28 protein-coding genes and 1 pseudogene are annotated in these 25,410 nt (G+C 68.1%); 15 read left to right on the forward strand and 14 right to left on the reverse strand.

All coding sequences use genetic code 11. From position 1 onward, the window contains the following. The 8 genes from AAC997_RS00415 to AAC997_RS00450 all read left to right on the forward strand — a co-directional run. Nucleotides 1-432 (forward strand): PrpF domain-containing protein (locus AAC997_RS00415; protein WP_340643719.1); only part of this gene is annotated, 432 nt, incomplete at its 5' end. Beyond that, nucleotides 429-1,289, forward strand: coding sequence for a DUF1932 domain-containing protein (locus tag AAC997_RS00420; RefSeq protein ID WP_340643720.1), 861 nt, complete (start codon nucleotides 429-431; stop codon nucleotides 1,287-1,289). The genes AAC997_RS00415 and AAC997_RS00420, both read left to right, overlap by 4 nt. Continuing rightward, on the forward strand, nucleotides 1,286-2,305 hold the full coding sequence (locus AAC997_RS00425) for an amidohydrolase family protein (RefSeq protein ID WP_340643721.1): 1,020 nt from the start codon (nucleotides 1,286-1,288) through the stop codon (nucleotides 2,303-2,305). Before AAC997_RS00420 ends, AAC997_RS00425 begins: the two co-directional genes overlap by 4 nt. Continuing rightward, the gene (gene dctA, locus AAC997_RS00430) at nucleotides 2,302-3,570 is read left to right on the forward strand and encodes a C4-dicarboxylate transporter DctA (RefSeq protein ID WP_340643722.1); all 1,269 of its coding nucleotides are present in this window, start codon (nucleotides 2,302-2,304) and stop codon (nucleotides 3,568-3,570) included. The genes AAC997_RS00425 and dctA overlap by 4 nt, the downstream gene beginning before the upstream one ends. A gap of 8 nt (nucleotides 3,571-3,578) precedes the next feature. Beyond that, nucleotides 3,579-4,460, forward strand: coding sequence for an amidohydrolase family protein (locus AAC997_RS00435; RefSeq protein WP_340643723.1), 882 nt, complete (start codon nucleotides 3,579-3,581; stop codon nucleotides 4,458-4,460). Then, nucleotides 4,453-4,839 carry a protocatechuate 4,5-dioxygenase subunit alpha gene (gene ligA / locus AAC997_RS00440; protein ID WP_340643724.1) on the forward strand — a complete coding sequence of 129 codons (387 nt, stop codon included), beginning with the start codon at nucleotides 4,453-4,455 and terminating at the stop codon, nucleotides 4,837-4,839. Before AAC997_RS00435 ends, ligA begins: the two co-directional genes overlap by 8 nt. Then, the gene (locus tag AAC997_RS00445; protein ID WP_340643725.1) at nucleotides 4,839-5,684 is read left to right on the forward strand and encodes a class III extradiol dioxygenase subunit beta; all 846 of its coding nucleotides are present in this window, start codon (nucleotides 4,839-4,841) and stop codon (nucleotides 5,682-5,684) included. Before ligA ends, AAC997_RS00445 begins: the two co-directional genes overlap by 1 nt. A gap of 7 nt (nucleotides 5,685-5,691) precedes the next feature. Beyond that, complete coding sequence (locus tag AAC997_RS00450; RefSeq protein WP_340643726.1) at nucleotides 5,692-6,633, forward strand: Gfo/Idh/MocA family oxidoreductase; 942 nt, start codon at nucleotides 5,692-5,694, stop codon at nucleotides 6,631-6,633. 16 nt (nucleotides 6,634-6,649) lie between these two features. Here the strand turns inward: AAC997_RS00450 and AAC997_RS00455 are convergent, their stop codons facing one another. The 7 genes from AAC997_RS00455 to AAC997_RS00485 all read right to left on the reverse strand — a co-directional run bounded on the left by AAC997_RS00455 (nucleotide 6,650) and on the right by AAC997_RS00485 (nucleotide 12,252). Then, nucleotides 6,650-7,768, reverse strand: a complete 1,119-nt coding sequence (locus AAC997_RS00455) for a PHB depolymerase family esterase (protein WP_340643727.1) — start codon at nucleotides 7,766-7,768, stop codon at nucleotides 6,650-6,652. Between the two features lie 286 nt (nucleotides 7,769-8,054). Then, nucleotides 8,055-8,957 carry an NAD(P)/FAD-dependent oxidoreductase gene (locus tag AAC997_RS00460; RefSeq protein WP_340643728.1) on the reverse strand — a complete coding sequence of 301 codons (903 nt, stop codon included), beginning with the start codon at nucleotides 8,955-8,957 and terminating at the stop codon, nucleotides 8,055-8,057. A gap of 3 nt (nucleotides 8,958-8,960) precedes the next feature. Continuing rightward, nucleotides 8,961-9,743, reverse strand: a complete 783-nt coding sequence (locus AAC997_RS00465) for a transglutaminase family protein (protein WP_340643729.1) — start codon at nucleotides 9,741-9,743, stop codon at nucleotides 8,961-8,963. Nucleotides 9,744-9,861: 118 nt separating this feature from the next. Next, nucleotides 9,862-10,125, reverse strand: coding sequence for an EscU/YscU/HrcU family type III secretion system export apparatus switch protein (locus tag AAC997_RS00470; RefSeq protein ID WP_340643730.1), 264 nt, complete (start codon nucleotides 10,123-10,125; stop codon nucleotides 9,862-9,864). Next, nucleotides 10,122-11,231 (reverse strand): flagellar hook-length control protein FliK, encoded by a 1,110-nt coding sequence (locus AAC997_RS00475; RefSeq protein WP_340643731.1) that lies wholly within the window; start codon nucleotides 11,229-11,231, stop codon nucleotides 10,122-10,124. The genes AAC997_RS00470 and AAC997_RS00475 overlap by 4 nt, the downstream gene beginning before the upstream one ends. A 66-nt stretch (nucleotides 11,232-11,297) precedes the next feature. Continuing rightward, nucleotides 11,298-11,810: a sterol desaturase family protein gene (locus AAC997_RS00480; protein ID WP_340643732.1), complete on the reverse strand. Its 513-nt coding sequence runs from the start codon at nucleotides 11,808-11,810 to the stop codon at nucleotides 11,298-11,300. Nucleotides 11,811-11,859: 49 nt separating this feature from the next. Further along, nucleotides 11,860-12,252 (reverse strand): hypothetical protein, encoded by a 393-nt coding sequence (locus tag AAC997_RS00485; RefSeq protein ID WP_340643733.1) that lies wholly within the window; start codon nucleotides 12,250-12,252, stop codon nucleotides 11,860-11,862. 197 nt (nucleotides 12,253-12,449) lie between these two features. Here AAC997_RS00485 and AAC997_RS00490 point away from each other — a divergent pair, with 197 nt between their 5' ends. From AAC997_RS00490 to AAC997_RS00510, 5 genes and pseudogenes are all read left to right on the forward strand, one after another. Further along, the gene (locus tag AAC997_RS00490; RefSeq protein ID WP_340643734.1) at nucleotides 12,450-12,617 is read left to right on the forward strand and encodes a Flp family type IVb pilin; all 168 of its coding nucleotides are present in this window, start codon (nucleotides 12,450-12,452) and stop codon (nucleotides 12,615-12,617) included. 307 nt (nucleotides 12,618-12,924) lie between these two features. Further along, nucleotides 12,925-13,575 (forward strand): annotated as a pseudogene (locus tag AAC997_RS00495) (TonB-dependent receptor plug domain-containing protein). A gap of 36 nt (nucleotides 13,576-13,611) precedes the next feature. Next, nucleotides 13,612-14,052, forward strand: a complete 441-nt coding sequence (locus AAC997_RS00500) for a hypothetical protein (RefSeq protein WP_340643735.1) — start codon at nucleotides 13,612-13,614, stop codon at nucleotides 14,050-14,052. Nucleotides 14,053-14,054: 2 nt separating this feature from the next. Next, nucleotides 14,055-15,320, forward strand: coding sequence for a 3-(3-hydroxy-phenyl)propionate transporter MhpT (mhpT, locus tag AAC997_RS00505; RefSeq protein WP_340643736.1), 1,266 nt, complete (start codon nucleotides 14,055-14,057; stop codon nucleotides 15,318-15,320). A gap of 10 nt (nucleotides 15,321-15,330) precedes the next feature. Beyond that, nucleotides 15,331-16,521: an MFS transporter gene (locus AAC997_RS00510; protein ID WP_340643737.1), complete on the forward strand. Its 1,191-nt coding sequence runs from the start codon at nucleotides 15,331-15,333 to the stop codon at nucleotides 16,519-16,521. 58 nt (nucleotides 16,522-16,579) lie between these two features. On the opposite strand, the gene AAC997_RS00515 is transcribed toward AAC997_RS00510, so the two are convergent. From AAC997_RS00515 to AAC997_RS00540, 6 genes are all read right to left on the reverse strand, one after another. Continuing rightward, nucleotides 16,580-17,794, reverse strand: a complete 1,215-nt coding sequence (locus AAC997_RS00515; protein WP_340643738.1) for a glycosyltransferase — start codon at nucleotides 17,792-17,794, stop codon at nucleotides 16,580-16,582. Beyond that, nucleotides 17,791-19,629 (reverse strand): hypothetical protein, encoded by a 1,839-nt coding sequence (locus AAC997_RS00520; RefSeq protein WP_340643739.1) that lies wholly within the window; start codon nucleotides 19,627-19,629, stop codon nucleotides 17,791-17,793. Before AAC997_RS00520 ends, AAC997_RS00515 begins: the two co-directional genes overlap by 4 nt. Before the next feature lie 56 nt (nucleotides 19,630-19,685). Then, entirely contained in the window at nucleotides 19,686-20,441 is a 756-nt protein-coding gene (locus tag AAC997_RS00525) for an ABC transporter ATP-binding protein (protein ID WP_340643740.1), read from the reverse strand. Beyond that, the gene (locus tag AAC997_RS00530) at nucleotides 20,438-21,274 is read right to left on the reverse strand and encodes an ABC transporter permease (protein ID WP_340643741.1); all 837 of its coding nucleotides are present in this window, start codon (nucleotides 21,272-21,274) and stop codon (nucleotides 20,438-20,440) included. Before AAC997_RS00530 ends, AAC997_RS00525 begins: the two co-directional genes overlap by 4 nt. A 102-nt stretch (nucleotides 21,275-21,376) precedes the next feature. Beyond that, nucleotides 21,377-22,102 (reverse strand): methyltransferase domain-containing protein, encoded by a 726-nt coding sequence (locus tag AAC997_RS00535; protein ID WP_340643742.1) that lies wholly within the window; start codon nucleotides 22,100-22,102, stop codon nucleotides 21,377-21,379. Between the two features lie 26 nt (nucleotides 22,103-22,128). After that, a complete protein-coding gene (locus AAC997_RS00540; protein WP_340643743.1) occupies nucleotides 22,129-23,166 on the reverse strand; it encodes a dehydrogenase in 1,038 nt (345 codons plus the stop codon). Between the two features lie 104 nt (nucleotides 23,167-23,270). On the opposite strand from AAC997_RS00540, the gene AAC997_RS00545 reads away from it, so the two are divergent. Next, nucleotides 23,271-24,347, forward strand: coding sequence for a glycosyltransferase family 2 protein (locus AAC997_RS00545; RefSeq protein ID WP_340643744.1), 1,077 nt, complete (start codon nucleotides 23,271-23,273; stop codon nucleotides 24,345-24,347). Beyond that, entirely contained in the window at nucleotides 24,344-24,706 is a 363-nt protein-coding gene (locus tag AAC997_RS00550; RefSeq protein ID WP_340643745.1) for a hypothetical protein, read from the forward strand. The genes AAC997_RS00545 and AAC997_RS00550 overlap by 4 nt, the downstream gene beginning before the upstream one ends. On the opposite strand, the gene AAC997_RS00555 is transcribed toward AAC997_RS00550, so the two are convergent. Further along, nucleotides 24,660-25,409, reverse strand: coding sequence for a hypothetical protein (locus tag AAC997_RS00555; RefSeq protein WP_340643746.1), 750 nt, complete (start codon nucleotides 25,407-25,409; stop codon nucleotides 24,660-24,662). The two genes, AAC997_RS00550 and AAC997_RS00555, sit on opposite strands and share 47 nt — an antisense overlap. Nucleotide 25,410: the final 1 nt, after the last annotated feature.

A 25,410-nucleotide genomic window follows, 5' to 3' on the forward strand; every position in this document is an offset into this window, starting at 1 on the left:
GACGCCGGGCTCAAGGCCCGCGTCGAGGCGATCCGGCTGCAGGTGGGGCCGCTGATGAACCTCGGCGACGTGGCCAAGAAGACTGTCCCCAAGATGTGCCTGGTGGCGCCGCCCCAGCACGGCGGGATCATCTGCACCCGGAACTTCATCCCCCACCGTGTCCACGAGGCCATCGGCGTCTTCGGCGCCGTCAGTGTTGCGACCGCCTGTGTGGTCCCAGGGACGGTGGCCGCCGTGGTCGCCGGGATCGTCGACGTGGAGGCCGTGAAGGAGCTGGAGGTGGAGCACCCCACCGGCTTCTTCACCGTCGCCATGGACGTCGCCGTGGTGGGTGGCGTGGTGAGCGTCAGGCGCTCGGCGCTGCTGCGCACGGCCCGCAAGCTGATGTCCGGCGAGGTCTATGTGCCGGCCAGCGTCTGGGGCGGCAAATGACCCGGATCTGTCTCATTGGGTTCGGCGAGGTCGGCCAGATCCTGGCGACCGACCTGGCGGGCAGGGCGGAGCTCACCGCCTATGACCTGCTGTTCGCCGACCCCGGCAGCATCCCCAGCCGCGCCCAGCCGAACCACGCGGTGCGCGCTGGCGCGAGCGCCGCCGAGGCGGTGGCGGGCGCCGACCTGATCCTCAGCGCGGTCACCGCGGCCCAGGATGTCGAGGTCGCCCGCGCGGCGGCGGGCGCCATCGGCAAGGACTGCCTCTTCCTCGACCTCAACTCCGCCTCGCCGGGTATGAAACAGGCCTCGGCCGAAATCATCGACGACGCCGGCGGGCGCTATGTCGAAGCCGCGGTCATGGCGCCGTTCCCGCCCAAGCGACTGGCCTCGCCGATGCTGCTGGGCGGGCCGCACGCCCGGGCCCTGGCGGAACTGGCCGCGCCCCTGGGGTTCACCGGTCTCACCGTCTTCTCCGAGAAGGTAGGCCAGGCCTCGGCCACCAAGATGTGCCGCAGCGTGATGATCAAGGGGATCGAGGCGCTGCTGACCGAGTCCATGCTGGCCGCCCGCCACTACGGCGTTGAGTCCACCGTGTTGGCCTCGCTGTCGGACCTGCTGCCGCTGCACGACTGGGAGGCGACGGCCCGCTACATGATCAGCCGCTCCCTGGAGCACGGCGTCCGCCGGGCCGAGGAGATGCGCGAGGCCGCCCGCACCGTGGAGGAGGCCGGCGTCGCTTCCACCATGAGCCGCGCCATCGCTGAACGGCAGGATTGGGCCGCCGACTTCAAGGCCGCCCACACGCAGACCGACCTGGGCGCCATGCTCGACCACATCATCAGGAAGACGGCATGATCATCGACTGCCATGGCCACTACACGACCGCGCCCGCCTCGCTGCAGGAATTCCGCGACCGGCAGATCGCCTGCAACTGCGACGCCCACCAGCTGGCCCGCCTGACCCTGCCCAACATCTCCGACGACGAGATCCGCGAGAGCCTGGAGGGCGCCCAGCTGAAGCTGCAGCGCGAGCGCGGCACCGATCTCACGATCTTCAGCCCCCGCGCCTCGGCCATGGCCCACCACATCGGCGACGAGGCGGTCAGCCTGCAGTGGTCGCGGCTGTGCAACGACCTGATCGGCCGGGTCGTCGAGCTCTATCCGGAGAACTTCGTGGGCGTCTGCCAGTTGCCGCAGTCACCCGGCGTCCCGGCCGCCCACTCGGTGGCCGAGCTGGAGCGCTGCGTCAGCGAGCTGGGCTTCATCGGCTGCAACCTGAACCCCGACCCGTCGGGCGGCCACTGGACCGCGCCGCCGCTCACCGACCGCCACTGGTATCCGCTCTACGAGAAGATGGTCGAGCTGGACGTGCCGGCCATGGTTCACGTCTCGGCCTCCTGCAATCCGGCCTTCCACGCCACGGGCGCCCATTACATCAACGCCGACACCACGGCCTTCATGCAGTTCATTCAAGGCGACCTGTTCAGGGACTTCCCGACCCTGCGGATGATCATCCCGCACGGTGGCGGGGCCGTGCCCTATCACTGGGGCCGCTACCGGGGGCTGGCCCAGGACATGAAGCGCCCGCCGCTCTCCGAGCTGGTGATGAACAACGTCTTCTTCGACACCTGCGTCTATCACCAGCCCGGCATCGACCTGCTGCTGAAGGTGATCCCGGCCAAGAACATCCTGTTCGGCTCGGAGATGGTGGGCGCGGTGCGCGGCGTCGATCCCGAGAGCGGCCAGTTCTACGACGACACCAAACGCTACATCGAGGCCAGCAGCATTCCGCAGGCCGACAAGACGGCGATCTTCGAGGGCAACGCCAAGACGGTCTTCCCCCGCCTGGCCAAGCGGCTGGCCGCGGCGTGAAGCTGATCGGCCAGCTCTGGGTCCAGGTGCTGGCCGCCACCGTGGCCGGCGCCCTGCTGGGCCATTTCTGGCCGGGCCTCGGCGCGGCCATGAAGCCGCTGGGGGACGCCTTCATCGCCCTGGTGAAGATGATCATCCCGCCGGTGATCTTCTGCACGGTGGTGCACGGCGTGGCCGGCATGGGCGACTTCGCCAAGGTGGGCCGGGTGGCCGGCAAGGCCCTGGCCTATTTCCTGGCCGTCACCGCGCTCGCCCTGGTCTTCGCCATGACCGCGGCTAATGTCTTCCAGCCTGGCGCGGGTCTGAACATCGATCCCGCGGCTTTGGATACCGGCCTGGTGGCCGACTACGCCAAGCAGGCCGAGGCCCAGACCGTGCCGCAGTTCCTGGCGGCCATCATTCCCACCACCTTCGTCTCGGCCTTCACCCAGCCCAACGTCTTGCAGGTGCTGTTCGTGGCCCTGCTGTTCGCCTTTGCGCTCGCCCTGATCGGCGAGCGGGGCAGGCCGGTGCTGGACCTGATCGAGCGGGTCTCCGAGGTCTTCTTCAACGTCGTCGGCTTCATCATGCGCGCGGCCCCCGTCGGCGCCTTCGGGGCGATGGCGTTCGCGGTGGGCAAGTTCGGTTCGGCGGCGTTGATGTCGCTGGGCGCCTTGATCCTTGAGTTCTGGATCGTCTGCCTGGTCTTCGTCTTCGTGGTGATGGGGACCATCGCCTGGGCCGTGGGCGTCAACATCTTCCGGCTGCTCGGCCTGCTGAAGGAGGAGATCGCCATCGTGGCGGGCTCGGGCTCCACCGAAGCGGTGCTGCCCCGGGTGATGCAGAAGCTGAAGGGGCTGGGCTGCGACGAGGCGGTCGTCGGACTGGTGGTGCCCACGGGCTACTCGTTCAATCTCGACGGCACCTGCCTCTATCTGGCGACGGCGGCGATTTTCCTGGCCCAGGCCACCAACACGCCGATGAGCCTGGCTGACCAGGCGGGGCTGATCGGGGTGATGATGCTCACCTCCAAGGGCGCCGCGGCGGTGCCGGGCGCGGCCTTCGTGGCCCTGGCCGCGACGCTCGGCACGGTGGGTCACATCCCTGTCGCCTCCATCGCCCTGGTGCTGGGGGTCCACAAGCTGTTGGCCGAGGCCCTGACCTTCGTGAACCTGGTGGGCAACACCCTGGCCAGCATCGTGGTCTGCCACTGGGAGGGCGCCATCGACCGCGAGGTGATGGACGAACAGATCGGCTTTGCACAGCCCTTGGCAATTAGTAAGTAAGACATACAATGGACGCTGACTGGCTAGCCTTCCACCCGAACCCGACCAAGCCCGCCTACCGGCCGCCAGCCGGCGCGGTGGACGCCCACTGCCATGTGTTCGGGCCGGAGGCGCAGTTCCCCTATGCGCCGGAGCGCAAGTACACGCCCTGCGATGCCGGCAAGGACCAGCTCTTCGCCCTGCGCGATTTCCTGGGGTTCAGCCGCAATGTGGTCGTCCAGGCCACCTGCCACGGCAAGGACAACCGGGCCCTGGTGGACGCCCTGAAGGCCTCGAACGGCCTGGCCCGCGGCGTCGCCACGGTGGGGGAGGAGATCACCGAGGCCGAGCTTCAAGAGCTGCACGACGCCGGCGTACGCGGCGTGCGGTTCAACTTCCTCAAGCGCCTGGCCGACTTCACGCCGCACGACGTTCTGCGGCGGATTGCGGCCAAGGTTGCGCCCTTCGGCTGGCACGTGGTGGTCTATTTCGAGGCTCCTGATCTCGAGGAACTGCAGCCGCTGTTCACCAGCCTACCCACCAAGGTGGTGGTCGACCACATGGGCCGTCCCGACGTCGCGCTCGGCGTCGAGCACCCGCAGTTCCAGCGATTCTTGACCTGGATGGCCGAAGACCCGGACGTCTGGTCCAAGGTCTCTTGTCCCGAGCGGCTGAGCCTCTCCGGCCCGCCCTATGACGACGTGGTCCCCTTCCAGCGCGCCATCGTGGAGCGTTTCCCCGACCGGGTGCTGTGGGGCGCCGACTGGCCGCATCCCAACCTCAAGGGGCACATGGCCGACGACGGGGTGCTGACCGACCAGATCCCCAAGTTCGCCACCAGCGAGACCGCCCGCCGCAAGCTGCTGATCGACAATCCGATGGCCCTCTACTGGGGAGACGACCGTGGCTGAGAACCCCTTCAAGGACATCCCCGGCACGACGCTCTTCGACGCGGAGCAGTCGCGGAAGGGCTACCACCTCAACATGTTCTGCATGTCGCTGATGAAGGCCCCCAACCGCGAGGCCTTCAAGGCCGATGAGGCCGCCTACCTGGACCGTTATCCTATGAGCGCCGAGCAGAAGGCGGCGGTTATCGCGCGGGACTGGAACGGCATGATCGCACTCGGCGGCAACATCTACTTCACGTCAAAGATCGCAGCGACGGACGGCCTCTCGTTCCAGCAGATCGCCGCCATGATGTCGGGGGTCAGCCAGGCTGACTACGCCGCCATGATGCTGGCCGGGGGTCGCTCCATCGAGGGTGTCCGCAGCAAGAAGGGAGACGCCTGATGGCGCGTATCACCGCCGGCGTCGCCACCAGCCACGTGCCCGCCATCGGGGCCGCCCTGGATAACGGCCGCTCTGGCGAGGACTACTGGAAGCCGCTGTTCGCCGGCTATGAGACGTCCAAGAGGTGGATCAAGGACGCCAAGCCCGACGTGGTGATCCTGGTCTATAACGACCATGCCAGCGCCTTTTCCCTGGAGCTGATCCCCACCTTCGCCATCGGCTGCGCCGAGAGCTTCACCCCGGCCGACGAGGGCTGGGGGCCGCGCCCGGTGCCGGTGGTTCAAGGCCATCCGGAGCTGGCCTGGCACCTGGCCCAGTCGCTGATCCTCGACGAGTTCGACATGACCATCGTCAATGCGATGGACGTCGATCACGGCCTGACCGTGCCGCTGTCGCTGATGTTCGGCCAGCCGGAGGCCTGGCCCTGCAAGGTCATCCCCCTGGCGGTGAACGTGGTCCAGTACCCGCCGCCCACCGGCAACCGCTGCTTCAACCTGGGCAAGGCCATCGCACGCGCCGTGGCGAGCTTCCCCGAGGACCTCAACGTCCAGGTCTGGGGCACCGGCGGCATGAGCCACCAGTTGCAGGGTCCGCGCGCCGGCCTGATCAACAAGGCGTTCGACGCAGCCTTCCTCGACCGCCTCGTCGCCGACCCGGAAGCCCAGGCCCGCATGCCCCACATCGACTATGTCCGCGAGGCGGGGTCGGAGGGGATCGAACTGGTCATGTGGCTGATCATGCGGGGGGCGCTGACGCCGCAGGTGCGCGAACTGCACCGCTTCTATCACGTGCCCGCGTCGAACACGGCGGTGGGCCACCTCATTCTCGAACCCGTCCCGGAGTAGCCCCACAATGAAAATCGTCATGGCCGGCCAGGGCGCCTTCGGCATCAAGCATCTGGAAGCGATCCAGAAGATCGACGGGGTCGAGGTGATCAGCCTGGCGGGCGGATCGCCCGACAGCACCAAGGCGGTGGCCGAGCGGTTCAAGATTCCACACTGGACCACGGACCTGGGCGAGGCGCTTGCCCAACCCGGTGTCGAGGCCGCGATCCTGGCCACCCCCACCGGCCTGCACGCCGCCCAGTCCATCCAGTGCCTGGAGGCCGGCAAGCATGTGCAGGTGGAGATTCCGATGGCCGACAACCTGGCCGACGCCCAGGCCTTGGACGCCGCCCAGAAGAAGGCCGGCAAGATCGCCATGGCCGGCCACACCCGGCGCTTCAACCCGTCCCACCAGTGGATCCACAAGAAGATCCTGGCCGGGGAGTTGAAGGTCCAGCAGATGGACGTCCAGACCTACTTCTTCCGCCGCACCAACATGAATGCGCTCGGCCAGGCGCGCAGCTGGACCGACCACCTGCTCTGGCACCACGCCTGCCACACGGTGGACCTCTTCCAGTACCAGACCGGCGAGACCGCCAGCGTCGCGTGCGGCGTCCAGGGGCCGATGCACCCCGACCTGGGCATCGCCATGGACATGTCGATCCAGATGAAGGTCCCGGGCGGGGCGATCTGCACGCTCTCCCTGTCGTTCAACAACGACGGGCCCCTGGGCACCTTCTTCCGCTACATCTGCGACAACGGAACCTACATCGCCCGCTATGACGACCTGGTGGACGGCAAGGAAACCCCCATCGACGTCAGCCAGGTGGATGTCTCGATGAACGGCATCGAACTCCAGGACCGCGAATTCTTCGCCGCCATCCGCGAGGGCCGAGAACCCAACGCCAGCGTGGCCCAGTGCCTGCCGGCGATGGAGACCCTGGACAGGATCGAGAAGAGCCTGGGGTAGGGGCGACCGTCGGCGCCTACTTCATCAGGCCCGCCTTGCGCAGGGCGTCCTCGATCACCGTGCCGATGGCTGAAATCTTGGGTAGGGCGGATTTGACCGTCGACTTTCGGGCTGGAGGCAGGTGGATCGCGCCCGGCGCTTGCGACAGCTGCGTGGCCAGCGGAGCCTCCGTCTCGTGGATCAGACCCCAATTGGCGGCGATGGCCCTGGTCGAGGCCAGGCCGACGTCCAGCATATAGGCGCCGCTGACGCCGCCCCCGGCCGAGCCGTCCGGCTTCAAAGGTACGCCGTGGCCCATGCCGGCCAACAGGTTGTGCTCCAACAGCGAGCGGCCCTCGGCGTCACGCCAGGTGCGGCGGGTGTGGCTACCCACGGTTTCAGTGTGGCTAGGGTCGGGATCCAAGCCGTGGACGCCGCGCCATTGGGTCACCACCGCCTCGCCGTTGGAAGCGCTCACTGTGTGATCGGCCGAGCCGTGCCAGACCGAGACGCTGGGCCAGGGGCCTTTGTGCGGGCTGGCCTTGCGGATGGCGGTGGCCAGTGCGGCCGCGTCCGGGCCGCCATGGCCGCGCATGGCGTCGAAGGCCTCGGGCACTGAGGACGCGACCCCGAAGGGCAGGCCAGCGATCACCGCGCCAGCGGCGAAAACGTCGGGATAGGTCGCGAGCATGACGCTGGCCATGGCCCCGCCTGCCGAGAGTCCGGTGACGAAGATCCGGCGGCGGTCCATGCCGTGTTTGACGATCATCGCCTCAGTCATCTGGCGGATGGAGGCGGCCTCGCCCTTGCCGCGGCGGGTGTCGCCGGGTTCGAACCAGTTGAAGCAAAGGTTAAAGTTGTTGGTGCGGACCTGCTCGGGGAACAGCAGGCCGAAGCCGGCCGCCTGCGCCAGCGCCGACCAGCCGGAGCCAAGGTCGTATTCGGCCGCGCTCTGCGTGCAGCCGTGCAAAACCACGACGAGGGGAGCATTCCTCCGGAGGTCGTCCGGGACATAAGCCAGGGCCCGCAGGGCGCCGGGATTGCCGCCGAAGCCGCCAAGCTCGGTGAGGCCGTCGGACCCCGCGCGGGTTCCGATGTCTGCGCCCGCTTCGCGGAAGGCGGACATCCGCATCAAGGTGTCGGAGAGGGTACGCATGAGAAGCCTTTCGCGCAGGGCCGAAGGGCGCTGATCTGCAAACAACGCAGGCGCACCATGGATCGTTGCTGCAATGCAGCAAGGACCTTTGTTCGCTGAATTCAGCGCCCCTGGCGGCGTGCCGCAACCCGCGCCGGATCGTGCCGGGAAATGAGCAGATCCAGGTCCATTCCGTCGCCGGGACGGCCGGGGCCGGAGTGGGCCGAGCGATGGCGACCCACCTTCTGCTGGATAAGGGACACGAAGTCCTTCAGGGCGTCCTGGGCTAGGGGGGTTCGCCTGCGCGCTACTCCGTCTCGCGCAGCCGGTTGTGCAGGGCTGTTGCGGCGATGGCGGCCTCGCCCTGGGCGGTGCTGATCTGGTTGAGGCCACGGACCAGGTCCCCGGCGGCGTAGAGGCCAGGCACGGTGGTCTGCTGGTGGTCATCGACGATCAGGCGTCCGTCCTCGCAGCGCCGAGCGCCTGCCCTGATAGCGAGATCCGTACGCGGATCGACGCCGAGCGCGGTGTAGACGGCGTCGAATTCCAGTTTGCCATGGACGGTGAAGGCGAGGGCCGTGAGCCGGTTGTCGTCGAGAACCACCTCGTCGATCGGCCCCTCGATCAGGCGGACGCCGGCCTTGGCCAGACGGCCGCGCTCATCGTCGGGCAAGGCGTCCGCGGCTCCGATATGGATCAGTGTGACCCTGTCGGAATAGGTTAGCAGGAACAGAGCCTCGCGGGCCGCCAGTGCGCTGTCGCCGATGATCGCCACGGCCTGGCCGGTAACCTCGAAGCCGTCGCAGATCGGGCAGATGCGCACCAGCGACCGCCGAATGGCTGCCTCGACGCCCGGCAGGTCGGGCAGGCGGTCGAGGACACCAGTGGCGAGGATGACGGCGGGGGCGGCGAAGGTCCGGTCGGCGGTCACGACCTGAAAGCCATCGTCCGCGACGGAGAGTCCGGTGACCTGCGCCTGTTCGATCCGGGCGCCGAATTCCTCGGCCTGCCGCTGGATGCGGTCCAGCAGGTCAGTACCGACCACGCCGCCCGGAAATCCCGGATGGTTGTGGCTGCGGGGAATCCAGGCCGCGCGGCTGCCGCCGTCGTGCAGCACCAGGACGCGGCGGCGGAAGCGGGCGAGATAGATGGCGGCGGTCAGGCCGGCCGGGCCGGCGCCGATAATGAGGGCCTCGGGAGGTTCTGCCATCGCCTAAACCTTGGACTTCTCGACGGTGAAGCTCTGGGAGATCAGTTCGGCCTTGCCGAAGATGGTCATGAAGGCGATGTCGGCGGCGTCCAGTCCGGTGGCGATGCGGACCAGGCCGTCAATTGGCGCCAGGCCCGTGGCGTCGATCAGCCGCCAGCGGCCGCCCAGATAGACCTCGGCCACGGCGTGCAGGTCCGGCGGCTCCAATTTCCAGGCATAGGCGCTGACCGCGCGGGCCGGGATGTCGGAGGCGCGGCACAGGCTGATGGCCAGGTGGGCGAAGTCGCGGCACACCCCGGCGCGGCCCACGAAGGTGTCCAGCGCGGTGGTCATGGCGTCGCTGACCCCGGCCTCATAGGCCAGATGCCCGCCGATCCAGTCGACGATGGCGGCCACCTTGTCGCCGCCCTGGAGGTGGCCGAATTCCGTCTCGGCGAACGCCTCGAAGCGGTCCGACGGGCAGTAACGGCTGGCGCGCAGATAGCGCAGGGCCTCGCCCGGCAGATCACGGATGGCGGTGGCGGCGTAACCCCTGAGGTTGGCGTCGCGGGCCAGCAGTTCGACCTGGGCGGCGTAGGCGATGGTCACCTCGCCGTGAGCGGTGAAGACCGCGCGGCGCTCACCGGTCACGGAGTCGTCGAGGCGGGCGATCTCGGCGGTGGGGCTGATGGTCAGCCGCTCGGAATGGATCGCCTGGTCGGGCGCGCGGGCGGCCTCCAACAGCAGCAGAACCTCGCAGGGATTCTCGAAGCTGTAGGTCAGGTCGGCCTGGATCGACAGTCGCATGGGGTTCTCCGCGGGGCCCAACGCGCGGGTCAGGCCGCCGTTGCTACAGGAGGAGATCGTCATTGCGAAGGGGCCGGCGGAGGAACACGGCGCGGGCCAGGCCGGCCGGCAAATCCCGTCAGGCCTCGGGCGGCGAGCCCTCGCGCATCAGAAAGGCGAGAACTTCAGCGACCGCCAGAAACAGGCGCTCGGGGATCTCGGTGTCCAGCTCGACCTTGGAGAGCGCCTCGGCCAGCATAGGGTTTTGCTCCAGAGGCACGCCATGAGCCTCGGCGGCGGCGATGATCCGCTCTCCCACCAGCCCCCGGCCCGCCGCCACCACGCGGGGTGCGCCCGGGGCTTCGTATTGCAGAGCCACAGCGAGGCGACGGTCAGGACTCATGCCGACTGATCCAGCAGACGGCCGGCGCCTGTGGGCGGCGCAGGCGGCGGACCCGAATGCACCACCAGTTCGAGCTGCAGGTTGGCGGCGGCCAAGGCCTGGGCCAGCATCGGCTGGGCGATACGCAGCCGCTCAGCGGCGTCGGTGCGCTGCACCCAGAGGCTGACGCGGGCGAGGTCGCCCTCGAAGGCCACCTGGGCGTCGATGGGACCGACAGGTTCGAAGTCGACTGAGAATCGGGCCCGCCACAGAGGCTCGCGCTCTTCCTGTTGGGCGCGGCCCTCGCTGTCGCGGCTGATTTCGAACTGGGCCACCCCAGGACCCTGGGATGTCTGCAGCGGGGTCTCGAACATCCAGCGGGTGGGATCGTTCGGCCTATCGGGGTCAGGCAAGGAGGCGAGTTGCAGCAGATCAAGGTGCGCCAACGCGCCTTGCGTCTCGGCGGCCAGGGCCTCGCCGAGGGCGCCGGCGCTGGCGCCCAGGGGCAGGCTGGGCATGGCGGCTTTCTGGGCGGAGGTGGGCGCCCCACCATAGGGCGGCGGTGGTGTGGCGCCGGGTGGTCGGCGGGTCGCAGGACCGAGCGCCTGGCGGAGCACCAGCAGGGCGGCTTTCAAGTCTCGGCCGAGGGGCGTGGTCTCGGGATCGGCGGCGAGGTTGGCTTCCAGGAACAGGCCGGAGGTCTTCAACGCCCGCTTAATGTCGGCGCCCCGGACATCGGGATCTAGCGGCATGAGTTGGGCCAGCATCTGCATGGCCGCGGCCCGGGCCGGTGGCGACAGGGCCTGGGCGCGCAGCGCCTGGTTGAGATCGGCCATCAGGGGGGCCAGGCCGCTTTGCCTGGTGAGCGCCGTGCGCAGGGCCGCGGCCATGGCCTGGGCCGGCGTCTGGGGCAGGAGGGGCGCGAGGCCCCGTTGGGAGGACGGCTTGCCCGGAGCGACCCGGCTGAGCGCGTCGACCGGGGCGGCCGGATCGACCGCGTCGGCCTCCACCGCCCGCTGCATCTCGCGCAGGAACTGCCCCCCCTGCACCCGGGTGACCGGGCGCACGGGGGTAAGCGCCGGCACCTGTGCGGCGGTTGGGATCGTTCCTAGGGGGGCGACCTTCATGGCGCGGCCTGTCTGGACACGCCTTGAGTCTACGACCGCCGGGTGAAGCGGTCCTTAAGGGAAAGCCTACTCGGCGGCGACCAGGGCGCCGACCCGCCGCTTGCGCACCGCCGCAGCGAAGCGGGCGTGATACTCCGGGTGCTCGGTGCCCATCCAGCGGTCCCACCAGGTGAAGTAGAGGCCGTAGTTCATCCCTCGCTCGTGATGCAGGTCGTGGTGGGTCGTGCTGGTGATCCAATCGAACATGGGTCGGCCGGCGGCGGTCGCGGGCATCAATTCATAGCCCGAATGGCCGATGGTGTTGCGGGCCAACTGGTGCAGCATGAACAGCCCCAGGGCCGGCCAGGGCGTCGGCACGGCGATGACCCACAGCGGTACGAAGATGGCCATCACCGCCGCCTCGCCCAGATCGAAGCTGTAGGCGCTGAAGGGGGAGGGACAGGCCAGGAAAAGCGCGCCGGCGATCTGGGCGTCTCGGCTTGCGCCGCCCTGGCGCCAGCCGATGATGCTCGCGGCCAGCGCCCCGACCGCCAAGCCGCGCGGCAGCATTTCATAGTGGATCAGGTCGCTCGTTATCACGCGGCGAAGCTAGCATCATCTGGCGCCCGGGCCAGAGGTGGCGGCCGCTCTAGGTCACGGGCGCGCGGTAGGGCAGGTAGCCGCGCTCCACCATGCGGCGCATGGCTTCGTAGGCCTCGGCAAGTTCCTCATAGGCCTGACGCAGGCGACCCAGGCGGGAGATCTGTTCATGGCTGGGGCTAATGCCTTCGCTCAGGGTCAGGGCTTCCTTGACCCACTGGGCCCGGGCCATGGCGGCGGCTACCGCCATCCGCTGGAACTTCTGGGAATCGGCGTGGCCGAGCACCGCGCCGATCACCTCCTTGTTGGAGGCGAACGCGGTGTAGTCGATCTGCTCAAGCTGACCGCGCATGCGGCGCTGGGCGTGGGGGTCGTCGTCAGTGTCCTGCGGCTCGAAGTGGTCGATCGCGTGTCGGTGGAAGCTGGATGTGCGGGTCGCCATGACGGCTCCCTTTCCTGTTCGAACTTCATTCTAGCCGGCGGAGGCCTTCGAAGCCGTTAAGAGTCGAGCGTCGACAACATAACATTACCTTCGCCTTAAGGCTGTTTGGAAAGGGTTGCTTCAACCTGTCCGGGCAAGCTGCGTCCTAGCGTCCCAGGCATGGGCCTGTCGGCGCTCCCAGAAAGGGGAAGGTGTGCATGACCCAGTTCCTGAAAAGTTTCATCGCCGACGAGTCCGGCGCCACGGCCATTGAGTATGGTCTGATCGCCGCCTTGATCGCGATCGTGCTGATCACCGCGATGAGCACCCTGCAGGGTAAGATCAGCGGCACCTTCGACAAGGTCGGCGGCGAGATGCCCCAATAGATTAGAGCTCACAACCCAGAGCGTTGCAGCGCGACCTCAGGCGCCACCATGCCCGTCGCGCTCAAGGCCGGAGCGGCCCCCCCGCTTGCTCCGGCCACCTCTGCGCCCTCACCGCAACAGAACTGACAGAACGCGATACATGATCAATCGTTAGTCTTACCAACCATTGACGAAGCCAGGCACCTCTCCCAATCTCCGCCGCGATCGAGGCGGCGATAGACCGCGTCACACCCCGGGGAGGGACGTTCCGATGCCAAACTCAAATTCCGCGCGCGCCAGGACGCTGATGGCCACCGCCGCGACCGCCATGGTTCTGTCCTTCGCCGGCCAGGAGCTGGCCCAGACCGAGGTCGCCGAGATCGTGGTCACCTCCGAGCGCCGCGAGACCCAGTTGCAGGACACGCCGGTCTCGGTGAGCGCCTTCACCCAGGAACCCATGGCCGCCCGAGGCGCCACCAACCTGCAGGACCTGGGCAACTTCACACCGAACCTGGAACTGCACCAGACCAACCGCCCGGCCGGCGGCGGCTCGGCCTATGCCGGCTACATCCGCGGGGTCGGCACCGGCGACTTCCAGTTCCCCACCGATCCGGGCGTCGGGGCCTAGGACGACGTCTATCTGGCTCGCGCCGTGGGCGGACTGATGAGCCTGGACGACATCGAGCGCGCGGAGGTCCTGAAGGGTCCGCAGGGCGCCCTGTTTGGCCGCAACACCATCGGCGGCGCCATCAACATCGTCACCGAGAAGCCGAACCTCAGCGAACTCAGCGGCGTGCTGAAGGCTCGGGTCGGCTCCTATGGACGGACGGCCTTCGCGCTCGCGATCAACGGCCCGATCATCGAAGGCAAGCTGGCCGGCAAGCTCTCGGCCTCGCCTGCTGGTGGCCGGCGCCCTGCTGACCTGGATGACCGCCGCACTGAACCGGAAGGCGGCGGCTTGATCCCCATGGACGGATAATAGTATACAACACATACAAAATATAAGGGGAGGCAGATGACCGCCAAAGCGACCGCGCGCGCAGCGATGATCGCGGCCGCCGAGGCCTATTTCGACGGGATCGAGGCCGAGAGCGGCGACAAGGTCCCAGCCGCCGGCGGCTGCAACCGCTATGAGAACGGTGTTCAGACGACCAACCGGCCAGGTGGGCCGCAGGCCGGCTGCAAGGGCCTGGGCGGCTTTGCCTATATCGAGCAGGTTCGCGACCGCCGCTACGTCCTGGCCGATGAGGACCGCGGCCTGGTCTGGGGTCTGGCGGTGTTCGACATTCCCGGCGGGACCTATCCGGCTCTTGTCGGAACCGGGACCATCCAGCGCGAGCCCCGCTCCATCCTGATAGCCGAACTGTTCAAGCTCGACGGCGGTCAGATCCAGGACATCGAGATGGTTATGCGCAACGTTCCGTTGGGCGCCAGCGACGGTTGGCAGGGGAGATGAGCATGGGTGACAAGACCACAGGTCGGGCTGGCGCGGGCGTCATCGTCGCCATCTGCTTCTTCATCGCCGCGCTCGAAGGGTATGACATCCAGGCGTTCGGGGTGGCCGCGCCGCGGTTCGCGCCAGAACTCGGGCTGGACTCGGGTCAACTGGGCTGGGCCGGCAGCGCGGCCATGATCGGACTGGTGATTGGGGCCTTCGTCGGCGGCTTGCTGGCCGACAAGGTGGGGCGAAAGCCGGTGCTGGTGGTTTCCACGGCGCTGTTCGGCGTCTTCTCCGTCGTGACGGCGATGAGCCATGGCTATGACCACATGCTGCTGGCCCGGTTCGCCACCGGCCTGGGGTTCGGCGGCGCCATGCCAAACCTGATCGCCATCGCCACCGAGATCAGCGCGCCCAACCGTCGGGCGGCGACCGTCACGACCATATTCTGCGGGATGCCGGCGGGCGGGGCGGCCGTGGCGCTGCTGGCCAGGTACGGCGGGGATGCTGTCGACTGGCGCATGATGTTCCTGATCGGCGGGGCCTTGCCCCTGTTGCTGACCCCGGTGATCATATTCCTGCTGCCCGAAACCCGACCGGTGCAGGACAAGGCGGCCGACCGTAACCTGTTCCGCGCCCTGTTCGGGCAAGGGCGCGCGATCCCGACCCTGCTGCTTTGGGCCGTCTTCATGATGACCCTGGTGGTGCTCTACCTGCTGCTCAACTGGCTTCCGACCCTGGTGATCGCCAAGGGCCTCGCGGCTTCGGACGGCGCCAGCGCGGCCTTCGTCTTCAACATTTCCAGCATCATCGGCGCGCTGTTCCTGGGCTTCGTTGTGGACCGGGTCGGCTTCCGCTGGCCGCTGCTGATCGTCTACCTCGCGCTGGCCGCGGCGCTGTATGGCCTGGGCGGCGCCAGTGCGCTCACCCCGCTGCTGGCGTTGTCTGGCGCCGCAGGTTTCCTGGTGATCGGCGCCCAATATGCTCTCTACGCCCTCGCACCCGTCTACTATGCGCCTCAGGTCAGGGCGGCGGGGGCGGGCGCCGCAGTGGCGGTAGGTCGTTTCGGATCGATCCTTGGCCCCCTGCTGGCCGGTGAGCTGCGGGCGGCGGGCTATAGCGCCGATCAGGTGTTCGGCGCCTTGCTCCCGGTCGTGGCGCTGGCGGGGCTGGCGGCGTTCGCCCTGACCAGCATCGGCAAGGCCTACCGAACCGACGCGACCGGAACTTCTCCACTGGCGCGAAGCGGCGCCTTGGGGCTTCCTGCCGACCGGGAACATCCATGAGGGAATCGGCATGGCCGCCGCGAAGCGTCTCGCTCCGGGCTTCATCGTCGCGATCTGCTTCTGCATCGCGGCCCTAGAAGGCTACGACATCCAGGCGTTCGGGGTTTCGGCGCCGCACATGGCGCCGGAGCTAGGTCTCAATCCTGGCCAGATGGGGTGGGCCGGCAGCGCGGCCATGATCGGCCTGGTCATGGGCGCGCTCACCGGCGGCTGGTTCGCCGACCGGGTCGGACGCAGGCCGGTGCTGGCGGTTTCGGTTGCGGCTTTCGGGGTATTCTCGATAGCCACCGCCTTCGCCAACAGCTTCGAGACGCTGACCGTGGCGCGACTGCTTACCGGCATCGGCTTCGGCGGGGCCATGCCCAACCTGATCGCCATCGCCACCGAGATCAGCATCCCCTCCAGGCGCGCGGCCACCACCACCAGCATGTTCTGCGGCCTCCCGGCCGGCGGCTCGTTGGTCGCTCTCCTGGCCAGCAACGGCGGCGAGGCCCTGGATTGGCGCACCATCTTCCTGATCGGCGGCGCCCTGCCGTTGCTTCTGACCCCCGTGGTCCTGTGGTTGCTGCCTGAGACCCGGCCCGAGCCGGATCCCAATGCCGATCGTGGGCTGGCCCGAGGTCTGTTCTCCGAGCAGCGGGCGCTCACCACCTTCCTGATCTGGGTCGTGTTTGGCCTGGACCTGCTGGTCACCTACCTGCTGCTCAACTGGCTGCCGAGCCTGGTTGTGGCCAAGGGGTTCACGGCCGCCGACGGGGCCGCGGCCTCGCTGTGGTTCAACGCCTTCAGCGTCATGGGCGCCCTGATGCTGGGCTGGCTGGCCGACCGGGTAGGCTTCCGATGGCCGCTGCTGGCGGTGTTCCTTGTGCTGGCCGCCGCGATGTACGGCCTGGCCCAGGCGACGGCTCTGCCGGCCATCTATGGCTTCGCGGCGGCCGCGGGTTTCACTGTGGTGGGAGGGCTCTACGTGCTCTACGCCCTGGCGCCTATCTACTACCCCGCCCAGGTTCGGGCCGCGGGCGCAGGCGCGGCCATCGCGGTCGGTCGCCTGGGCTCCATCGCGGGACCATTGATCGCTGGCGAACTGCGCGGCGCGGGCTACAGCGCCGGCCAGGTGTTGCAGTCGATGGTGCCGGTGGTGCTGGTGGGGGCGGTCGCGGTTTTCGCCCTGCTGAGCGTTGGCAAGCCGGTGAAGGACTAGCAGGACAGCCTGAAGTGGACTCCGGTTCAGGCGCCCGTCACGCGTCAAACATGGGAATCTAGCCCCGGATCGCCGCCATCGCCGCACGCTTCACGTCGTCCGGCAGGGTCGTGAACCAGGCTTGGGGCGAGAGCCGCTCGGCCACCATACGGCGGCCGTTCTCGGCCAGGCGGCGGCCCAGTTCCGGGGTGGTGCGAAGGCGCTGCAGGGCTTCGGCGGCGGCGGCCGTGTCGGGTTCGGCCCAGGTCTGGCCGAGATAGATGCCCTGGCTGTCCTGCACCGGAATCTGGTGGGAGGGGATGAGCATGGCGCTGTTGGCATCCATGAAGTCCAGATTGCCTGACCAGCCGGTGGCGATCACCGGGGTGCCCAGGGCCATGGCCTCCGCCGGCGTGAGGCCGAACCCCTCGGCGCGGTGCAGGGAGATCAGCACGTCGGCGCCGGCGATCAGGCTCTTCACCCGCTGATAGGGCCAGACGGCGTCCTCCAGGGTCACGTTGGCTGGCGCCATACGGCGCAGACGCGCCAGGTGGTCAGGGAAGAGGTGGCCGTTCTGGGTCTTCATAAGCAGGCGAACGGCCGGGTCGTCCCCGAAGGCCTGGGCGAACGCCGAGATCACGCCCTCAGGGTTCTTTCGCGCCGCGGCGGAATTGAAGTCGAACAGGCTGACGGCCAGGAACTCCGCTGCGTGCGCGGCGGGAACGACGTCGCGGTAGTCTTCCAGGAACAGCGGGTGGGGCACCACCCGCACCGGGGCGGCGGCGCCGGCCAGGGCATTGGCGGTATAGGCGCTGGGCGCCCAGATTCCATCCATCAGGCCCGCGTCCTTCAGCCATAGATCGGGCGCCTTGGGCAGCTCCCAGGCCCAGTAGCCGTAACGGGGCCCCAGCACCCGCCTTGGCCCAAGATAGGCGAGCGCGGCCAAGAGCTCCGGGGCATTTAGGTGGAAGATCCAGGGACCCGGCGTGGGTGTGGGGCCGAGTTGTCCGATCCAGTCGAGCTGGGCCGCCGAGACGTCGATGGTCTCCACCGGCACGCCCAGGGTCTCGAAGGCGCGGATGGCCAGGCGTGCCGAGGCGGCGATTCCGTGGGAGCCTTCAAGGAAACCCACCACTCGGATGGGTCCGCCCAAGGTATCGGCCGCATGCGGCGCGCGAGCGGAGGATCGGACATAGGCCGAGAGCGCCCCGGCCAGGACCGGTTGGGCGGCGCGGCGCAGGGTTTCCGGGACCAGGCCACGCCAGATCCGGCGGGCGGCGGCGACCGCGCTCATCGTCGCGCCGCTCGCCACGCCACGCCATGCGCCAGCAGGGCGATGGCGTCGGCCGGGCTGAGGCCGGGTTCAGTCTGGAACACCACCTGACCGACCTGGGCGGGCGGCCGTTGTGGCGCGCCGGAAGCGGTCAGGAAGCTCGTCGTCGCGCTCTCAAAGACCGGGGCGGCGGCGGTGTCAGTCCATCGTTCCATCACCAGCAAAGTCTCGCAGGCGCCGGTGGCCGCAATGCGGCGCGGGACCGTCCCCTCACGGCGCACACTGAGCCGGGCCAAACGGAACACCGGGTGATTGCGAACGCCAGCGGGCAGGACGGCGAGATCAACGCCCGCTTCCGCGAGGCCGCCGCCGATCAGCCAGCGCAGGAAGGCGAACCGCTGGCGGAAGCTGGCCAGCGGGAAGAGCCTCTGCAAGTCGCCCCGGCTCTCCCACAGGTCCAGGAACAGCCGCGGGAAGGGCAGGCCCTGGGCGAGGTTCGCAACAGGCGCTTCCAGGGCCGGATCGGTCAGACCACCCGGCCATCCGGCGCGGTGGGCAAGGCCATAGGCGCCGACCGGGGACGGCTCGTCCATGGCGTAGCGGGTCGCGCGGGCGACGACGTCGGGATCGGCTTGGGTCAGCAGCCGCGCGTCGAAACGGCCGGCCAGGGCTTCCGGTCCGAGCAGCCAAGCCTGTAGGCCTGCCGGATCGGTGGCGAACCGGTCACGCAGGTCGCTACGGGCGGCCAGCAAGGCGTTGGCGGCCGCTCCTGGATTGGCCATGAGCCAGGCTCCGAGTTCGCTGGACGCGGCGAGCCACGGACCCTCCGGCGGTGCGGTCGGCTGGCGAATTGCGCCGTCTGTGGGGGCGCCGAGCCAGACCTGGGCCGCCTGAGTCAGGCCGCCGCCGAACGCCTCGCCGGCCCGGGCGGCCTCCAGCATCCTGCGGCGTTCCTGCGCCGTCACCAAGCGGCCCGAAGGGAAGGCGCGGTGACCGTAGGGCGTGACCTTGGCCTGCGCATGGCCGTTGCGCAGCATGGCGGCCGCATAGGCCGTCAGGAGGTCGGCAAGGGGCGAACCCGGGGCGACCTTGATGCGGTCCTGGTGCTTGGAGAGCAGGTCCGGCCGGGCCGGGTCAAAGCCGGAGAAATGGAAGAACCCCAGGCTCTGCCCGCCCACCCGCCAGCCGTCGGACCCGTTGGAGAGTTCGCGGCCCTCCAGGTTCCAATAGGCCAGGTTGAGGGTCGGGGTCCGCAGCAGCGCCAGGTCGCTCACCAGGCCCGGAGCCAGGTCCATCCACTTCTGGTCGGTGAACAGGCCGGCCGCGAAGTCGACCCGGCAGTCGAACTCCAGCTTCTGCGCCCACCAGTCCAGCAGGGCCTCGATCTGTGGCTCGTTCCGCACGGCCATGAAGCCGAGGTTGTAGGCGCCGGAGGTCAGGATGACATGGTCGTTCGGGTTGGCGTCCCCTCGCAGCGGCCGGGTCATGTGCGGGGTCAGGACCAAGGGCGCGCGGGCCAGGCCCTCGCGCACCTCGGCCAGCGGCCGATAGACGAAGATGTCGGGGTCCAGATAGACCGCCGAGGTCACGCCAGCCTCGGCCAACAGGGCGCGGAAGGCATGCGGCTTGACCGCCGTGTTCAGCTCCAGGGCGTCGTAATAGGCGCACATGGCAGCGAAATTGGGGACGAAGCTTCCGGCCTCGATCACGCGCACGCCCGCATCGGCGAAGGCGATAGGGCCGTCGGTGGCGATCACCACGCGGGCCACGCCGGGCTCGCTCACGGCGAGGCTCTCCATCAGCGTCGCCGCCTGGGCCGCATAGTTGCGCGAAACGATGGTGAAGACGACGTCCAAGATACTTAGCGCCCGGCCCCTTAGGAGAGTTTGTCTAGCAGCCGATGGCGCCCGCGTCAGGCGTCGGCGAGCAGGTCGTCCAGGTTCTTCACGTGGGTGACGGGGGAGGCGACGCCGCCTTTCATCACCATGACCTTGTTGCAGTAGAGGCGGATCAGGTCGATGTCGTGCGAAGCCAGGACCAGGATACCGGCCCGCTCCATCAGCGACAGCAGCCGCTTGTGGGCGATCTTCTGGAACTGGGCGTCGCCGACCGCGATCCATTCGTCCATCAGCAGCACATCGGCGTCGACGGCGGTGGCCACGGCGAAGGCCAGGCGGGCCTGCATGCCGGCCGAATAGGTCTTCAGCGGCATGGCCAGGAAGGGGCCGAGACCGGTGAACTCGCCGATCTCCTCCAGCTTGTCCTCGATCTCGCGGGCGGTCAGGCCGGCGATCCGTCCGCGCAGGCGGATGTTGTCCAGGCCGGTGGCCGAGGGGTCGATGCCGAGGTTGAGGTCCAGCAGCGAGGCGATCTGACCATGGATCTCGATCTGCCCCTCGTCCGGCTCATAGGCCCCCGACAGGGCCCGCAGCAGGGTGGTCTTGCCTGAACCGTTATGACCGATCAGCCCTAGCCGGTCGCCCGCTTTGAGCTTGATATTGACCTTGGAAAGCGCCGTGACCTCGGTGGCGCCGGTCAGAGACGATCCCAGGCGGCCCCCCACCGTGACGACGGCGAGGCTCTTCTTCAGAGACTTGGCGTCCACCCCATAGACGGGGAAGCGCAGGGTCAGGTCGCTGACCGTGATGGAAACCTGCGGGCCCTTCATAGGTAGTGCACGATCCTGCGGCGGGTGAGGGTGAAGACGCTGAAGGTCCCCACCCAGCCCAGAACGGCCAGGATCGCCAGGATGGGATAGGTCCCCGATCCCGTCTGGCCGCCCATCAGCGGGGCGCGGATGCCGTCGATCATGTGGAAGAACGGGTTGAACACCAGGATGGCGTGGGCCTTGCCGCCCATGCGACCCGGCTGCCAGAAGATCGGGGTCATGAACATGGCGAACTGCATGACCGAGCCGACGATCTGCGGCACATCGCGGAAGCGGGCCGAGGCGATGCCGGCGGCCATGCTGACCCAGGAGACGTTGAGGACCACCAGGGCGATCCCCAGCAGGGCGGCCGGCACATTGGCCACTTTCCAATAGTCGAACCAGACCAGCACCACGACCACGATCACCAGGTGGTGGGCCAGGTTGATCAGGTTGCGCATCACCGTGCGCCACACGAAGGTGAACATCGGCAGGGAGGTCTGGCTCAGCATGCCGGACGCCTGGACGAACGTGTCGCAGCCCTCGGTGATGACGCCGACAATTAGACCCCAGAACACGAGGCCGAGCGCCACGAAGGGCATGTACTCCTTGATAGAGACCTTGAAGATCTCGGCATAGAGAAAGCCCATGCCCAGGATCATCAGGCCCATGGAAAGCGTGATCCAGAAGGGGCCGAGGATCGAGCCGCGATAGCGCGAGATGATGTCGTGCCAAGCCAGAGACCAGGCCAGGTCGATCCGCTTGGTCGAGGCCCTGAGATCGGCGAAAGCCATGCCGAATTCGTGCAAGGCGCCGTGACGGCCCGTGCGGAGCATGTGTTCCGAGACTTGCATCAACTCTCCCGACCGAGGCCGCTGGTAACAGGTCGCATTTTGCGGCGCAAGCGTGGCGCGGGGCCGCGATTCCCGCCGAAATCGGATAGAAATCGCGTGGCTCTAGAGCTCGCTCTCGTCTTCGAAGGGCGGGGCGCTGGTCTTCATGTGGGCGTGGTCGGCGCGGTATTGGTTGAAGTGCCGCCGATCGGCGGGCGTGGGCTGGGCGGTGTCGCGCACCAAGCCGCCATAGGCCAGTTCCCGGGCCGTGCGCTTGCGCACCACGAACTCGATCCCGCACTCGCCGATGGGGGTGAGAGTCTGGTCGAACCGGGGCAGGTCATAGCGGAAGGTGGAGTTCAGCAGGACCAGCCGCTCGATATCGGCGGCCTCACCCAAGCCCGACAGCAGCTCCACCAGGTTGATGGACCGGTCGCTCCAGGAACGCGCCTTCAGCACCGTGAAGGTCCATTTGTGGTCGCGGTTATGGGTCGAGGGGAAGACGCCCTGCTCGTAGAGGTCTTCGTCCGGCACGGTCACCACCAGGAAGCCGCCCGGCTTGATCACCCGGAACCAGGAGGAAAGACCCTCCTTTGGATCGACGAGATGCTCCAGACAGTGGCTGGAGTGGACGAAGTCCAGGCTCTCCGGCGACAGGCCCGCCAGTTGCTGAGCGTCGCCGTCCTCCCAGTCCCAGACCCGCACGCCGGTAAGCGCCGGGAAGAAGGATGCGTAGAGCGACAGGGGATCGGGCTTGCCGCCAATGTCGAGACCATCGCCCACGAACCAGCGGCGTGCGAAGTTGGGATCGGCCATGCGCCGGACGATGGATTTCGAAAGCTCTTTCACGCCTTGGCTCTATCGGTTTTCCGGGCTCACCGCACCACCCAGGATTCGGCGCCTGCGCTGGTGAACCGGGCCGACTGGGCCGCGCCGCCAAAGTTGGTGAGCAGGCGCTTGAGACCATCGCGCTTGGTGGGGTCGATCAGAAACATCATGAAGCCGCCGCCGCCGGCGCCCGAAACCTTGCCGCCGAAGGCGCCGAAGGCCTTGGCCTCGGCATAGACTTCGTCAATCTGGGCCGAGGACATCTTGGTGGCGGTGAGCTTCTTGGACGCCCAGCCTGAATCGAGGAGTTCACCAAACCGCGGCAGGTCGCCGGCCATCAGCGCCGCGCGCATGGCATGGGCGCTGGCCTTGATGTCGTGCAGGGCCTGCAGCGAGCCCGGGGCGTGGGCGCGCATATTCGCGGTCTGCTCCTCGATGATGGAGGCCGACTCCCGCGAGACCCCGGTGAAGTAGAGCACCAGGGAGGCCTCGAGCTCCTTCATCACCGTGGGATCGACCGCGACGGGCTCGACGTCCACGCGGTCCATGGCGTGGAAGTGCATGACGTTCAGGCCACCGAAGGCGGCGGCATACTGATCCTGATGGCCTCCGGCGAGGCCGAGGTCGCGGCGCTCGATGTCATAGGCCAGGGCCGCCACCGCGTGGGGGGACATTTCGATGCCGAGGAACCGCCGAAACGCCTCCACCATGGCCACGACCAAGGCTGAGGACGTCCCCAGGCCCGAGCCGGGCGGGCAGTCGGCATAGGTGGTGAGTGTGAGGGGAATGGCCTGGCCGCCGGCGTGATCGGCCATGAAGCGGTTATAGACCCCCTTCAGCAGCCTCAGGGGCTCGTCGGTCGGCAGGGGGCTGGTGGCCGCCGCATTCCAGAAGTGCTCGCGGTCGGCGGCCACCAGCCGCACCTGGCCGTCGGTGCGGCGCTCGAGACTGACATGGGCGAACAGGTCGATGGCGGCGTTCAGCACCACGCCGCCATGCTCGTCGCAATACGGGGAGACGTCGGTGCTGCCGCCGCCGAAGCCGAGCCGGAGCGGTGCGCGGGCGCGCACCAGGTCGTGGGGCATGAGTCTCGCCGGTTGGTGGACGTTCGACCACGGGGGGTAGTCGCAGGCCGCGTGCTTTGCAACCTGCCAGGAGCCGTGTATCCGACCAGAGAAGGAAACCCCGGATGCCGCCGACAGAATCCGACGCCACGATGGTCCAGGCCCGCACGGCCCGGCCCCTTGTCGCGCCTGCCTCGGCCTTGCCCAGCCTGGAGGACTCCCGGACCTGGATCATCATCCCCTGCTACCGGGTGCGCGACCATATCCTGAAGGTGATCGCCAAGGTCCCGGCCTGGGCCGAGGGCATTGTCTGTGTCGACGACGGCTGTCCCGACAAGTCCGGCGACTTCATCGAGGCGGCCAAGGCCGATTCTCGGGTCGTCATCGTACGGCTGTCGAAGAACCGTGGGGTCGGCGGGGCGGTGCTGGCGGGCTATGCCGAGGCTATTCGGCGCGGCGCGCGGGTGCTGGTCAAGGTGGACGGCGACGACCAGATGGACCTGGGCTACATCCCCCACCTGGTGGCCCCCATCCTGCTGGGGGAGGCCGACTACACCAAGGGCAACCGCTTCACCTCCATCAGCCACCTGAAGTCGATGCCCGGCGTGCGGGTGTTCGGCAATGCGGCCCTGAGCTTCGCGGCCAAGGTCTCCACCGGATATTGGAACGTCTTTGATCCCACCAACGGCTTCACCGCCATCGAGGGCTGCGTCGCCGACCGGGTGATGGAAAAGCGGATCTCGCAGCGATTCTTTTTCGAGACCGACCTGCTCTACCATCTGGGCACCCTGCGGGCGGTGGTGCGTGATGTGCCGATCCCGGCCCGCTACGGCGAGGAGGTCAGCAACCTGCGGATCGGCGCCATTGTGGGGCCCTTCGCGCTGAAACACCTCACCAACTTCTGTCAACGGGTGATGGGTCAGTACTTCGTCCGCGACTTCCATGCCGCCACCCTGGAGCTGATCTTCGGGACCATCTTCCTGGCCTTCGGTGGGACCTACGGCATCCACTGGCTCGCCACACGCGACCCGCAGCAGACGGCCTCGGCCGGCGTTGTCATGGCCGCCGCCCTGCCGGTGATCGTCGGCACCCAGATGCTGCTGCAGGCCATGAATTTCGACGTGCTCAACACCCCGTCCCGTCCGATTCACCCCTATCTGCGCACCATTCGCCAGATGGAAGCCGGCGAGCATGCCGCGTGAAGGCGCTGGACTATCTGCTGTGCGCGGGGTTCGCCGTGGCCCTGCCGATCGGCCAGCTGCTGTTTAAGTGGGCGGCCCTCTATCAGGCCCAGATCGCCGGGCCCATGCCTTGGAAGCTGTTGAAGAACTTCCCGCTGATGGGGGCGTTCGGCTGGTACGGGCTGACGGCCCTGGTGTGGTTCTACATCCTGACCCGGACGCCGCTGTCGACCGCCTACGCCTTCTCGATCCTGGGCTCGGCCCTGGTGCCGCTGATGGCCTGGGTGATTTTCAAGGAGCCGGCGAGTTGGAAGTTCGCCGTGGGCTACGGCCTCATGCTGGCGGGTTTCCTGGTGATCCTGCAGGCCAGGCCGTCCTGATCGAGGCGGCCACCTCGGCATAGGTCACCCCGTACATCCGCTCGTAGAGCAGGGGCCCGGCGTGGGGCCGCTCGTTCACGCGGGCTGGGTCGAGGGCTTGGTAGGCGAACCCCTTGCGCAGGTAGTTGGCGAACATCACCGGCCACAGGCCAAGCCAAGTCTTGCCCTGCGACGGGAACGCCCTCACCCCGGCGGCGAAGACGAGCCACGCCGACAGCGACAGGCGCGTACGGATCAGCGGCCCGTTCTCGGTCAGTGGAACCCCGGCGCGGAACAGGCGGCCGGGCAGGCGCGGGCCATTGTAGAGCGTGATCTGGTCGATGGGAGTCGTCCCCGCCACCCGCACGGCGAGCGCCGCGCAGGCGTCGTGGTCCATGTGGCCGCCCTCCCAGGCGGTGACCACGAAGCGTTCGACCGGCCCGACGCGCTCCAATTCCGCGGTCAGGAGAGGCAGCAGCTCGGGCAGATGCCGATGCACCGTGCCGTCGAGCGCGCCGGTGCCCGCCCCGACATGGATCACGCGCTCGGATGGCACGCCGAGCCCCGCCAGATAGGCCCGTGATTCGGCGAGTCTACGGGAAGAGCGCGCAGGCGTGGCGTAGTCGGCGATATAAAGGAACCACGGATCGCTCCCGGCCCGCGCGATCAGCGGCGTGGCGAAATACTCGTCGTCGAAGTGGGCCAGGACATGGACGACGGCCATG

Origin of the sequence: Phenylobacterium sp. (genome assembly GCF_037968635.1) — a bacterium.
Lineage (GTDB): Bacteria > Pseudomonadota > Alphaproteobacteria > Caulobacterales > Caulobacteraceae > Phenylobacterium.

Coding starts and splice junctions, on each gene's coding strand:
- AAC997_RS00420 (WP_340643720.1), top strand. CDS start 429: ATGACCCGGATCTGTCTCATTGGGTTCGGCGAGGTCGGCCAGATCCTG.
- AAC997_RS00425 (WP_340643721.1), top strand. CDS start 1,286: ATGATCATCGACTGCCATGGCCACTACACGACCGCGCCCGCCTCGCTG.
- AAC997_RS00435 (WP_340643723.1), top strand. CDS start 3,579: ATGGACGCTGACTGGCTAGCCTTCCACCCGAACCCGACCAAGCCCGCC.
- AAC997_RS00445 (WP_340643725.1), top strand. CDS start 4,839: ATGGCGCGTATCACCGCCGGCGTCGCCACCAGCCACGTGCCCGCCATC.
- AAC997_RS00450 (WP_340643726.1), top strand. CDS start 5,692: ATGAAAATCGTCATGGCCGGCCAGGGCGCCTTCGGCATCAAGCATCTG.
- AAC997_RS00455 (WP_340643727.1), bottom strand. CDS start 7,768: ATGCGTACCCTCTCCGACACCTTGATGCGGATGTCCGCCTTCCGCGAA.
- AAC997_RS00460 (WP_340643728.1), bottom strand. CDS start 8,957: ATGGCAGAACCTCCCGAGGCCCTCATTATCGGCGCCGGCCCGGCCGGC.
- AAC997_RS00465 (WP_340643729.1), bottom strand. CDS start 9,743: ATGCGACTGTCGATCCAGGCCGACCTGACCTACAGCTTCGAGAATCCC.
- AAC997_RS00470 (WP_340643730.1), bottom strand. CDS start 10,125: ATGAGTCCTGACCGTCGCCTCGCTGTGGCTCTGCAATACGAAGCCCCG.
- AAC997_RS00475 (WP_340643731.1), bottom strand. CDS start 11,231: ATGAAGGTCGCCCCCCTAGGAACGATCCCAACCGCCGCACAGGTGCCG.
- AAC997_RS00485 (WP_340643733.1), bottom strand. CDS start 12,252: ATGGCGACCCGCACATCCAGCTTCCACCGACACGCGATCGACCACTTC.
- AAC997_RS00490 (WP_340643734.1), top strand. CDS start 12,450: ATGACCCAGTTCCTGAAAAGTTTCATCGCCGACGAGTCCGGCGCCACG.
- AAC997_RS00500 (WP_340643735.1), top strand. CDS start 13,612: ATGACCGCCAAAGCGACCGCGCGCGCAGCGATGATCGCGGCCGCCGAG.
- mhpT (WP_340643736.1), top strand. CDS start 14,055: ATGGGTGACAAGACCACAGGTCGGGCTGGCGCGGGCGTCATCGTCGCC.
- AAC997_RS00510 (WP_340643737.1), top strand. CDS start 15,331: ATGGCCGCCGCGAAGCGTCTCGCTCCGGGCTTCATCGTCGCGATCTGC.
- AAC997_RS00515 (WP_340643738.1), bottom strand. CDS start 17,794: ATGAGCGCGGTCGCCGCCGCCCGCCGGATCTGGCGTGGCCTGGTCCCG.
- AAC997_RS00525 (WP_340643740.1), bottom strand. CDS start 20,441: ATGAAGGGCCCGCAGGTTTCCATCACGGTCAGCGACCTGACCCTGCGC.
- AAC997_RS00530 (WP_340643741.1), bottom strand. CDS start 21,274: ATGCAAGTCTCGGAACACATGCTCCGCACGGGCCGTCACGGCGCCTTG.
- AAC997_RS00540 (WP_340643743.1), bottom strand. CDS start 23,166: ATGCCCCACGACCTGGTGCGCGCCCGCGCACCGCTCCGGCTCGGCTTC.
- AAC997_RS00545 (WP_340643744.1), top strand. CDS start 23,271: ATGCCGCCGACAGAATCCGACGCCACGATGGTCCAGGCCCGCACGGCC.
- AAC997_RS00555 (WP_340643746.1), bottom strand. CDS start 25,409: ATGGCCGTCGTCCATGTCCTGGCCCACTTCGACGACGAGTATTTCGCC.